Source organism: Corynebacterium auriscanis, assembly GCF_030408435.1.
Classification (GTDB): domain Bacteria; phylum Actinomycetota; class Actinomycetes; order Mycobacteriales; family Mycobacteriaceae; genus Corynebacterium; species Corynebacterium auriscanis.
Map to the genome: position 1 here is coordinate 1,650,034 of NZ_CP047046.1, position 12,001 is coordinate 1,662,034.

The following is a 12,001-nucleotide window of genomic DNA, read 5'->3' on the forward strand; positions in this document are numbered from 1 at the left end:
TCTATACCCCACCTATCCTCGTTCTACCTCACAAATAAACGCAGTTGCGGCAGAACCTACCCGCGTCAGTACCACCGTTGCCTGCTGCGCACCCTTGAGCTTGAGCTTCTTTCGCAGCACATCAGGATCCACGTCCACACCCCTCACCAAAATTTCTAATGTGCCGACGCCCCTCGCCGCCAACGCCCCACGCAACTGCTTTGGGGGCACTTCCTCCAGCACCCGGAATCCGCGTTCACCCGCGGGAACCACATCCCCGGTCAAGTAGGCGATCCGGTGATCGAGTTGCCAAAGCCCATGCTGAGCTGCGTAATGCCGTACTAACCCGGCGCGCACAATGGCTCCATCGGGATCAATGATGTACTTACCCGGTGCCCCCTCCCCAACGTTATCGTCCATGGTCGACGTCACGATCTGTGGCGCGGCCTCTGCACGCAGTACAACGGCACGCATCAGCAACTTGTTGCCCTCGCGGAATACTCCGCCTTCAGCCCCTGGTCCGACCGCTGCACACGCAGTCGCCGACAGGTCCCCAACTACCGGACCAAACCGACCGCCTCCTGCCCCTGCCATCAGTCCAGGGGTGTACACGCATGCCTCTTTGACCTGTCGATCCACACTCACCACATCGACCATGCCGGCCCATTCACGCACGTCGTTGAAGTCGATACCCGGGGCGCACTTGATCGCGAATTCAGTCCGGGCAGGATACGCCGCCAATAAATCCTCTACTGAGGGGACAACATCCGCCAACGAGCTAATCCGTCCGGAAGAATTCCTACGCGCAGGATCGGCCACCACTACTGGGGCGCTGGTTGCTGGGCGCGTGGCGTCGGCACAAAAGACCCCAACCGGCGCCACGTTGCGCTTGGCCATCCGCAGACGAGTGACATCCACGTCAGAACCCACCGCGTCCACGCCCTCCGCATGCAGGATGCGCAGTTCCGTGCCCACACTGCAGGTCACGTCGTGCACCCAGCCCACTCCCAGCGAAGCCAGATGCTTTGCCCGCCACTCAGCTACGCCTTCGGGGGTGGCCTGTTGTACCGCGTCGCTATCAGCCCACCAGTTGTGTGCCACTGCGGGATCCATTTTTTTCGACGCCGCGCGCCGCGCTAACACAATCTCCACCAGCGCCCGGGCGTGATTACCGGCGGTTTTTCGCAGCGTTGCTATGTCGGCGAGCATGGACTTTTTACTTAGCGTCAATTGCTCGGCGCTGGTGATCAATTCGGGGTGCGCAAAGAGGAAATCAAGTTCGGAATGGGAAAACGACATGGTGGCGGTTCAAAAGAGTTTCTGTAGGAAGCTACCGGAGCGGAAAAGTCGAGTGCAGAGCAGGTGAACGGCACACCCGTGGTCCCGAAAGCTACTGCAGGAAGCTACCGGGACTGTGCTCGAATGGGTGTTCTGGCAAGTCCGCAGGATCCACTGCAAATTTCATTCCCGGCGCGAAGTGGCGCTTCGGAGAGCCGTACATCTGGGTTTCCATGAGGTAATACTCCGCCATGTAAGGCTCGTCCACCGGCTCCACCAACACTGGGTCCACGGAGATGTTGGCCGAGAAATCGAGGATCTCCTGAACAGTACGGAATGTGTCCAGCAGTTTGAGCTGTGCCCAAGTAGGTGGCATCAGGCCGATTTTGCGAGCGCGCCAGCCGTCCAACAAAGTGGAGGGGCGGAACCAGCCGGTGGAAGTGGCTTCACGTGTATCGCCGCACGTTTGCTGACCTTCGGGAAGGGCGGCGACGAAGAACGCTGTGTCGTAGCGAATGGGTTGTTCCTTGGGGGTAACCCAGTTAGCCCATGGTCGGATGAGGTCACTGCGTAACACCAGTGTGTTGTTGTGCATGAAGTCGGTGAAACTGAGCTGGTGGTTTTCTAGTTGGTGCCGTTCGTCTTGGAACGGGGTGGTATCCCCCACAATGGTGCCGTCGAGGCGACCGGCTAGAAGCGTTCCCGACTCTTCGAAAGTTTCTCGGACGGCGGCGCACACGAGGGCGCGGGCGATGGCAGGAGATTTCTGGAGACGCTCTGCCCACCACGCAACTTCGGGGCCCTGCCACTGCACTTCTGGTGAATCTTGGCCATCGCCATCCACGTCACCTGGCATATCGCGCGAATCCACACCGCCACCTGGGAAAACCGTCATTTGCGGGCAGAACGACATGGTGGACGCGCGCTCCTGGACATATACCTCTGGACCCGACAACGTGTCGCGCAACAGAATCACTGTGGATGCGTGTCGGGGCTCAACGGGTCCAAGACGGTGCGGGCTCATAATTGTTCATCTTAGTCATGAGTCGCGACACGAGTTGCGCGATCGGTAGCTGCCACCCCGACGCACCCGACGAGCACACCACCGGCCCCGACACTAACCCCGACCCGAGCTACCCGAACGGTGACTACCACCCCGACGCACCCGACGAGCACACCACCGGCCCCGACACTAACCCCGACCCGAGCTACCCGAACGGTGACTACCACCCCGACGCACCCGACGAGCAAACCACCGGCCCCGATCGTGATGAACCTCAATCGGCTGGTGGTAGGCGCGGGTGAGGTTCTCGCTTGTCATGACATCCTCCAGCAGCCCTTGGGCGACAACCTGGCCCTCGTCCAAAAGCATCGCATGCGTAAACCCCGGCGGTATTTCTTCCACATGGTGGGTGATCATGACGATCGCCGGGGAGTCCGGATCTGCGGCCAATTCACTGAGCAGTTGGATGAGGTCCTCGCGACCTCCGAGGTCCAGGCCAGCACCGGGTTCATCCAACAGCAGTAGCTCTGGATCGGTCATGAGCGCGCGGGCGATGAGGGTCCGCTTACGCTCGCCTTCGGACAGTGTTCCCCACTTTCGGTTGGCAAGGTGGATGGCCCCGACGGATTCCAAGATCTCGACCGCCCGATCCTCATCCATTGCTTCGTAGTCTTCGCGCCAACGGCCCAACACGTCGTAGCCAGCCGAAATAACAAGGTCCGCTACACGCTCATCATTGGGAATGCGTTGTGCCAGCGCTGAGGAACTCATGCCGATAGCAGTACGGATCTCGCGCAAGTCCACCTTGCCCATTTGTTCGCCCACTAGTCGAACAATGCCCGTGCTAGGAAACATTTGCGCACTAGCTACTCGCATTAGTGTGGTTTTACCGGCACCGTTAGGCCCAATGATGATCCAGCGTTCATCGAGCTCAACCTGCCAGTTGAGGGGCGAGAGGATCGCATTTCCCTCACGTACCACCGACACTCCGCGCATGTCGATCATGATGTCTTCATCCACAGCGGCTTCCTTCGCCGGGCTGGAAATCAGAGGGGACGTAGATGGAGTGCGCTCAACAGTCATGCCTCTAATGGTGCCCGAAACCTCGGCCAACCGAAACAACAACCACCGAATAGACACCCCAAAAACTCACCCAGCCGAAACAACAACCACCGAATAGACACCCCAAAAACTCACCCAGCCGAAACAACAACCACCGATTAGGCTTTAAAGGTATGCACACATTCCCCCGGTTAGGCGTGGACAATATCCACCCCGTCATCATGGAAGGTTCCGTTCCAGCCAAAGCGCTTGTCGGTCAAGTAATGCCTATTAGGGCAACCGTGTGGCGCGAAGGACACGATGCGATCTCTGCCACCTTGGTAGTGCGCCGTCCCGCAGGCGCGGAGGGCGGGCGCACCAAGGTCACGATGTTGCCCGATCCGGATAACCCGGATCACCGCCACGCGGTCATCATCCCCGACGTTCCCGGTTTGTGGACATTCCGGATCGACGCGTGGTCCGATCCAATTGCCACATGGAATAACGCGGTCCAGAAAAAGGTAGCGGCGGGGCAAGACGCCGAAGCCCTGGCCAACGACTTGGAAGTTGGGGCCCAGTTATTCGAGCGCGCCGAGGGGAAAGTCTCCCGATCCGCGGTGAGCACCATCAAACAAGTTGTTGTGGCTTTACGTGATACGAACCTCCCACTGGACCACCGCATCGCGCCAGCCTTCACCGATGAGGTAAAGCGGGCTCTGAATCGGCGTCCTGTGCGTGACCTGCTCACGAAGGGCCGTGAGTTCGAGATTTTGGTTGAGCCGCTGGAAAGTGGCGTCGGTGCTTGGTATGAGTTTTTCCCCCGCTCGACCGGCGGCGTTGATGAAACGGGCCAACCAGTACACGGCACTTTTGCAACCGCGGAAAAAGACTTGCCGCGTATCGCAGGAATGGGGTTCGACACGATCTACCTGCCCCCCATTCACCCGATCGGTACGATCAACCGAAAAGGTAAAAACAACACACTGACCCCGACGGCGCAGGACGTGGGTTCCCCGTGGGCGATCGGTAGCGCCGAAGGTGGGCATGAAGCAATCCATCCCCAGCTAGGAACAGTCGAAGATTTCACACATTTCGTAGCCGTAGCTCACGAAAATGGTTTGCGGGTGGCACTCGATCTGGCGTTGCAGTGCGCTCCCGACCACCCTTGGGCAAAGTCCCACCCCGAGTGGTTCACGGTGCTGCCCGATGGGCACATCGCATATGCCGAAAACCCACCGAAGAAGTACCAAGACATCTACCCTCTCAACTTCGATAACGACCCAGAGGGCATTTACCACGCGGTGCTGGACGTTGTTCGGTTGTGGATCGAGCGCGGAGTTCGCGTATTCCGCGTGGACAACCCCCACACTAAGCCCACCGCATTCTGGCACTGGCTGATCGGCCAAATCCACGCAGAATTCCCTGATGTGGTGTTCCTTGCCGAGGCATTCACCCGCCCACCGCGCCTGTATGGGCTCGCCAAGGCCGGATTCACGCAGTCCTACAGCTACTTCACGTGGAAAACCACAAAGGAGGAGCTCACTGAGTTCGCGACCGATGTGGCCGAAGGCGCGGATGTATTCCGCCCCAACTTGTTCGTCAATACCCCGGACATTCTCCACGAATCGCTGCAAACCGGTGGCCGAGCGATGTTCGCTATCCGCGCTGCACTGGCGGCAACCATGAGCCCGCTGTGGGGTGTGTATTCCGGTTATGAACTGTACGAATCCACACCTGTTCATGAAGGTAGCGAGGAGTATCTCAACAGCGAGAAGTACGAACTACGCCCACGTGACTTCGACGTGGAAGATTCCCTAGCGCCGTGGCTCACCCGTTTGAACGAGATCCGCCGCGCTAACCCAGCCCTTCTGCAGCAACGAAATCTGCACATTCACGAGACATCGAGCGACCACTTGTTGGCCTATTCGCGTGTGGACGCAATCACCGGCAATGCCGTGTTGGTGGTAGTGACGCTAGATTCCCACCAGATCCAAGAAGGCACTGTAACCCTGGACCTAGAGGCCTTGGGACTTGCTGACCAAGAATCTTTCGAAGTGACGGATCTGGTAACCCAGCAAACGTGGGATTGGTCGAGAGAAAACTACGTGCGCCTGGACCCAGACTTCGAGGTCGCTCACATCGTACAGTTACCGCAGATTCCGGAGCACCTGCGCATGGCCACCACATTCCGCCAAGACGAATGGGACCCTCGCAGGTAAACTTGGTCGTTATGACAAGTCAAACCCCCGTACAGCTCATCGACGACGACGACCGGACGCGTTTGGTTCAACGTCGGCACCACGCACCGCATGATGTGCTGGGGGTTCATAGCTTGCACGACGGCCGTGGCGTTCTCCGTACCGTGCAATGCGGGGCCAGTGCCGTCACGGCCCGCTTGGCCCCTTCAGGCGATGAGATTCAACTCGAGCACATTGGTGACGACATCTTCGCTGCCGCCCTCACGGTCCCCGCCAGTGAGGTTGCTACCTACGAGCTCGATATCACGTGGGCCGATGGCTCCTCCAGCACCATCAGCCAAGATCCCTACCGGCAGCCCCCCACAGTGGGCGACGTTGATCAGCACCTTATCGGCGAGGGACGCCACGAGCGCCTGTGGGAAGTACTCGGTGCTCACCTCTTCGATGACGAGCTGTGCTCCTTCGCCGTGTGGGCACCTCATGCCGCAGGTGTATCCATTATCGGTGACTTCAATGGCTGGAACCCCCGCCAACACCCCATGCGAGCGCTGGGCAGCTCGGGGATTTGGGAAATCAGCCTGCCCGGAGTCTCCGCTGGATCCGTTTACAAGTTCCACATCACCACCGGCGACGGCGTGCACATGGATAAAGCTGACCCCATGGCTCGATTAGCCGAACGCTCCCCTGCCACTGGCAGCATCGTTGTAGCGCCATCCCGCTACGAGTGGAACGATGGCGCATGGCTGGCCAAGCGCGCCACCGCAGCCCACGATCTCAACCCCATGAGCATCTACGAGGTGCACTTCGGCAGCTGGCGCAAAGGTCTGAGCTACCAAGATATGGCCACGGAACTGGTTGACTACGTCCGCGAGAAAGGCTTCACGCACGTAGAGCTCATGGGTATTTCAGAGCACCCCTTCGAGCCGTCATGGGGGTATCAGGTCACCAGCTACTACGCTCCCAATAACCGCTTCGGTTCACCGGATGATTTGCGTGCGCTGATCGATGCTTTCCACCAAGCGGGCATTGGCGTGATCATGGACTGGGTCCCCGGTCACTTCCCCAAGGACGAATGGGCTCTGGGCAAGTTCGACGGCCAAGCCTGCTATGAACACCCCGATCCGCGCCGCGGTGAGCAACCTGATTGGGGCACCTATGTTTTCGACTTCGGCCGGGCGGAAGTAAAGAACTTCCTCGTTGCCAACGCCTTGTACTGGTGCCGTGAGTTCCACATCGATGGCCTGCGCGTGGATGCCGTGGCGTCGATTCTGTATTTGGATTACTCCCGCGAAGAGGGCGAGTGGCTACCGAACATCTATGGTGGCCGGGAAAACCTCGATGCCGTGAGCTTCCTGCAAGAAATGAATGCGACCGTGCACCGCGACAGCCCCGGTGTGCTGACCATCGCAGAAGAGTCGACCTCCTGGCCCGGTGTAACCGCCCCCACCAGCGACAATGGTTTGGGTTTCAGCTTGAAGTGGAACATGGGCTGGATGCACGACACGCTGGAGTATGTTCAACGAGATCCCATCCACCGCAGCCACCACCACGGAGAAATCACGTTTTCCATGGTGTATGCCTACTCCGAGAAGTACGTGCTACCTATCAGCCACGACGAGGTCGTCCACGGCAAGGGCACGCTGTGGTCGCGTATGCCTGCGGGCCACAGTTGGGATCGCGCAGCGATGGTCCGCGCGTTGCTTGCATACATGTGGACTCACCCGGGCAAGAAACTGCTGTTCCAAGGCCAGGAATGGGGTCAGCCTGCCGAATGGAACGAAGCAAAAGGCTTGGACTGGGCCGATTTGGAAGGCTGGGAGGGCGAATTCCACCGTGGAATCTCGGGATTGGTAAGCCAACTCAACCAGCTGTACACTTCCCTGCCTGCTTTGAGCAGCAGCGATCACGATCCGCGCGGTTTCCGTTGGATTGCCGCCGATGATGCGGCAAACAACGTGCTTTCTTACCTTCGACGCCACAAGCTGCCCGACGGAAGCGACCAATGGGTAGCCTGTGTGGTCAACTTTTCGGGTTCTTCGTATTCCAACTACCGGATTGGATTGCCGGTGGCGGGGACGTGGCGCGAGGTACTGAATACGGACGCCACTGAGTTCGAGGGCGCGGGCCGCGCGGTCGGTCTGGATTTGGACGCCCAAACCCCTGGGTCCCACGGCTTGTCATTCAGCGCGCACTTGGATGTGCCGGCGCACAGCGCGCGAGTGTTCTTGCTGAGTTAGGGTCGTACTTGCTGGGTTAAATCGGTTTTAGCTGGGCTCACGCGCACCCGCCAGGAGGGTGTCAGATGGTTTGTGTGGGGGGTTCCACCACATAGTCTGAAGGATGAACCATTATGACAACTATGTCTCCGAAGAAACATCAGAACGCTGATCAGGTTAAGGCTGTTTCCAACAGGATCATGGCGAGCCCGGAATTATCGAAACTGATAGGTGAGCTAGCCCAGGCTGCCGATGGCGACATCAACGCGCTTGTCCGCGGGGTGCTGCAGTCATCGATCAACAGCGGCCTGGCCGCTGAAATGGAGGCGCACCTGGGTTATGAATCCGGTGACCGTACGGCAAAGGCCGCTGCGGGGCAGACAAACCATCGCAATGGTAGTTATTCAAAAACAGTCGATACGAACTACGGGCCGATCGAGATTGACATTCCCCGTGATCGTGATGGTTCGTTTATCCCGCGAATGGTTCCCAAAGGCGCCCGTCGGATTACAGAGCTGGATGACATGATCGTGTCCTTGTATGCCGGCGGCATGACGATTAGGGATATCCAGCACCATATTCACACCTCCTATGGGGTGGATATGTCCCATGAGACGATCAGCAACGTCACCGATTCGGTGCTGGATGCCGTCATGCAGTGGCAGCACCGCAAGCTGGATGCGTTTTATCCCATCATGTTTTTGGATGCCATCCGCATCAACGTCCGCGACGGTGGCAGAGTCGTCAACAAAGCGGCCCACATTGCTGTAGGCATTGACCTCGACGGAATCAAACACATCCTCGGCATCTGGGTTGCCGCCAATGAGGGTGCATCGTTTTGGTCAGGGGTATGCGCAGAACTAGCCAACCGCGGAATCGAAGACGTCTTCATCGTTGCCTGTGACGGACTTAAAGGTCTGCCGGAAGCCATTGAAGCAACCTGGCCGCATTCACTCGTGCAGACCTGTGTGGTGCATCTGATCCGTAACGCCAACAAATACGTCGCTTACGGTGACCGCAAAGCCGTCTCCGCCGCGCTAAAAGAGGTCTACACGGCAGTCAATGAGACCGAAGCACGCAGCGCGCTTAACCGGTTTGCTGACAGTGAACTCGGTAAGAAATACCCACAATCTGTCTTGGTATGGGAACGCGCCTGGGAGAGGTTTGTACCGTTTCTGCAGTTCACCCCGCAGGTGCGGAAAATGGTCTACACGACCAACGCGATCGAATCACTCAATAGTGAACTGCGTAAAGCCACCCGCAATCGCATCCAGTTCCCCAACGATATCGCTGCAGTAAAAGCACTGTGGTTGACGATCTGCACGATCGAAGACAAGCGAGCACTCAAGCGTGCAAAGAAAGCGAAAGGGGCACCGAAACCAGATAAATCAGGACGCATAATCGAAGGGAGAACAACCGTCGGCTGGATGGAAGCACTCAACCAAATGATCGTCGCCTACCCCGACCGATTCGCCCCATACATCTAGAAAACAAACCTCCACACACAAAAAACTTGACACGCCCCCCGCCAGCCAAAACTATTCCCACTGGGCTCACATACACCCACCAGCCAAAACTATTCCCACTGGGCTCACACACCCGCCAGCCAAAACTATTCCCACTGGGCTGGGGCGCTGCGGGTGGCTCACTGGCGGCCCCGATACACACCGCTTTCCGGTGTCCTCTTTCCCTCTCGGAGTCCTCACGCTTACCCAGCCTGCGAAAAGCAGACCGAGAAGCACAAAAACACCTCCATTCATGTCATCTCATTCTGCTCAGCAAGCACCCCACACCCCGCCAACACGCATCCCCAGCCTGCGAAAAGCAGAACGAGAAGCACAAGCCCCCATCCGCCCGCAAAAAGCAGAACGAAATGTCCCCCCATCTACGAAAAGCAGACCGAAATGCACAAAAACACCTCCATTCATGTCATCTCATTCTGCTCAGCAAGCACCCCACACCCCGCCAACACGCATCCCCAGCCTGCGAAAAGCAGAACGAGAAGCACAAGCCCCCATCCGCCCGCAAAAAGCAGAACGAGATGTCCCCCCCATCTACGAAAAGCAGACCGAGATGCACAAAAACACCTCCATTCATGTCATCTCATTCTGCTCAGCGAGCACCCCACACCCCGCCAACACGCATCCCACGATACAAAACCAACAACTAAAGAGGCACGCAAGTGTTGATGTGCAAAGGCGGGCAGCGTTCGAAGAAGCGGAAGGGGCGGTACACAAACAAGGGTCTCACCTTGATGTCGTGGGCAACGTTCTTCCGTTGAGCAAACCGCCTGCCATTCAGTAGGGTCTCACCTTGACGAAGTGGGCAGCGTTCTTCCGTTGAGCAAACCGCCTGCCATTCAGTAGGGTCTCACCTTGACGAAGTGGGCAGCGTCGGCATGAGAAACCAACCAGCAAAAACGCACTCGTGCGGGTTCGAACGCAGACTCGTAGAGCGGGGCGGTCTTCACACCACCGCGCTCGTCTCTCGCCTCCCTAGTACTTGATTGCACCCCATCCCAGCATCAGATTGCGCCCCACCCCCACGCGGTCGATGCCGTTGCCGAAGCCCTTCACCCAGACACACACGACCACGCTTGTCTCCCCTACCCCCCCCAAAAAAAAGGCCGAGGACCGCGCTGCTCCCTTAAAGAGAAGATAATCCGCCAGGATTAGATACGGATGCCGAAGCCCTTCAGCCAGTTGCGAACCATCTCCCACAGGTTCGGTACCTTTACGTCACCCAGATTTGGAACGTGAATGGTCTGAGCAACCGGTGCTCCAGGGACGATCTCGTAGACCCGCTTAGCAGGCTTCTTCGAGGGTTTCTTAGCAGTGGGCTTCTTCGCAGCGGGGCGCGCTTGCTGGTTGTGAACCGGGCGCCCTGGCTGGTTGTGTGCCGGCCGTGGCGCTGGCTTGTTGGATGGATTTACCGGAGTCGTTGGGCGTACACCACCCTTCAGCCCACATCGATTCGCGGCCTCATCAACCCGCGCCAAAGCTGCTAGGATCTGCGGACCACGCGGATCCACTGCTGCCAGCGCCCGAGCCTGCGCGACCTTGCGGTTGTAATCGGCAGTATTCGTCCAATACTTGGTTGCCTGCGCACAGGAAATCTGGCCCTTTGGCAAGGCAGTCAAGGCACGGTCGACAACGTCTGCTTGAGCGGCTCCCGAGGTGACGGTGACAATCAGACCAGCCAACGCCACGGAGGTAGTGGCACGCTTAAAACGAGGAGTGAGAATGTTCATGTCCGTTAGAATAGCGCGCTCGCCATCTTAGTGCGTGCAGAAATCACTTCTTCATCGCCCGTATCGAACAAGGCAAACAATTCCAACAGATGCTTCTTAGCTGCCTCACGCTCGTCACCAGACGTGTTGCGAATGGTCTCAATGAGCTGCTCGAACGCCTCCGCCTTGCGGCCTTTAAGTACCAGACCGTCCACCGGATCATCCTCACGACCCGCGAGCTTTTCACGAGCCAACGAGTATGAATCGTCATCGGATTCCTCGTCGGCGTCGAGAACAGAAGAATCCCCAGCGGTCGGCAAACCCGCCAGCTTTCCTTCCACAGCACTCACCACGGCGGCGATGAACTGCTCCACCTGCTCACGGGGTTGTCCACCCTCAAACTGCGTGAGTGGACGGCCGGCGGCCAGCGCGATAACTGTAGGGACAGCCTGAACGCGAAATGCTTGGGCGATCTCGGGCGTGGCATCAACGTCGATGTAGCGGAAAAGCCACTGCACGCCCTCGGACTGAGTCTCCTGGGCAGCAGCCAGCTCCTCGAGATCCTTTTTCAGCTGCTCGGAAGTTTCAGCACGAGCGGTGCCCAACAGGGTGATCACCGGTGCCTGAGTTGATCGAACCACAAGGTCCGCCTCAAAGCTCTCCACCGTGACGGTCGCAGTGGTAGCGACAGCCTCTCCGTTTGCTGCCTGTTCTTGGGCCTTCGCGCGCTGATCCGCCTGGGCCTTCACTGCACCCAGATCGACCGCTCCGGAGATAAAGCGGTTTGGTGGTGTGTTGGGGTTAGTCATCTGTAATGCACTACCTTTCTAATGCTCGTGCGGTACTGTCTCTCTAACGTTTGTGCGACGCTGTTTCTCTAATGCTCGTGCGGTACTGTCTCTCTAACGTTCGTGCGACGCTGTTGCCGTGGCGCAGTTCCTCAAACACCATTGCCCTGATGCAGGCGAACCAGTGGTCGAATGCATAACACAGCCTCGCTCACCGGTACCCAGCAGGTGCTCGCCTCGCCACGCTCCAGCTCTCACAGCCCCGCCCG

8 protein-coding genes are annotated in these 12,001 nt (G+C 58.3%); 3 read left to right on the forward strand and 5 right to left on the reverse strand.

Translation table 11 applies throughout. The annotated features are described in order from the left end of the window. Positions 1–12: 12 nt before the first annotated feature. The 3 genes from CAURIC_RS06915 to CAURIC_RS06925 form a co-directional block, all read right to left on the reverse strand. A complete protein-coding gene (locus tag CAURIC_RS06915) occupies positions 13–1,278 on the reverse strand; it encodes a THUMP-like domain-containing protein (protein WP_035115262.1) in 1,266 nt (421 codons plus the stop codon). 91 nt (positions 1,279–1,369) lie between these two features. Then, positions 1,370–2,281: an NUDIX hydrolase gene (locus CAURIC_RS06920; protein WP_035115260.1), complete on the reverse strand. Its 912-nt coding sequence runs from the start codon at positions 2,279–2,281 to the stop codon at positions 1,370–1,372. Positions 2,282–2,449: 168 nt separating this feature from the next. Continuing rightward, positions 2,450–3,343 carry an ABC transporter ATP-binding protein gene (locus CAURIC_RS06925; protein ID WP_035115337.1) on the reverse strand — a complete coding sequence of 298 codons (894 nt, stop codon included), beginning with the start codon at positions 3,341–3,343 and terminating at the stop codon, positions 2,450–2,452. A gap of 152 nt (positions 3,344–3,495) precedes the next feature. Between CAURIC_RS06925 and CAURIC_RS06930 the strand changes: the two genes are divergently transcribed. The 3 genes from CAURIC_RS06930 to CAURIC_RS06940 all read left to right on the forward strand — a co-directional run bounded on the left by CAURIC_RS06930 (position 3,496) and on the right by CAURIC_RS06940 (position 9,202). Beyond that, a complete protein-coding gene (locus CAURIC_RS06930; protein ID WP_070433842.1) occupies positions 3,496–5,520 on the forward strand; it encodes an alpha-1,4-glucan--maltose-1-phosphate maltosyltransferase in 2,025 nt (674 codons plus the stop codon). Positions 5,521–5,531: 11 nt separating this feature from the next. After that, a complete protein-coding gene (glgB, locus tag CAURIC_RS06935; protein ID WP_070433843.1) occupies positions 5,532–7,736 on the forward strand; it encodes a 1,4-alpha-glucan branching protein GlgB in 2,205 nt (734 codons plus the stop codon). Between the two features lie 113 nt (positions 7,737–7,849). Next, complete coding sequence (locus CAURIC_RS06940; RefSeq protein ID WP_035114042.1) at positions 7,850–9,202, forward strand: IS256 family transposase; 1,353 nt, start codon at positions 7,850–7,852, stop codon at positions 9,200–9,202. Positions 9,203–10,386: 1,184 nt separating this feature from the next. Here CAURIC_RS06940 and CAURIC_RS06945 read toward each other — a convergent pair. Beyond that, entirely contained in the window at positions 10,387–10,965 is a 579-nt protein-coding gene (locus CAURIC_RS06945; RefSeq protein WP_235700715.1) for a hypothetical protein, read from the reverse strand. 5 nt (positions 10,966–10,970) lie between these two features. Further along, complete coding sequence (locus tag CAURIC_RS06950; RefSeq protein ID WP_035114045.1) at positions 10,971–11,753, reverse strand: tetratricopeptide repeat protein; 783 nt, start codon at positions 11,751–11,753, stop codon at positions 10,971–10,973. Positions 11,754–12,001: the final 248 nt, after the last annotated feature.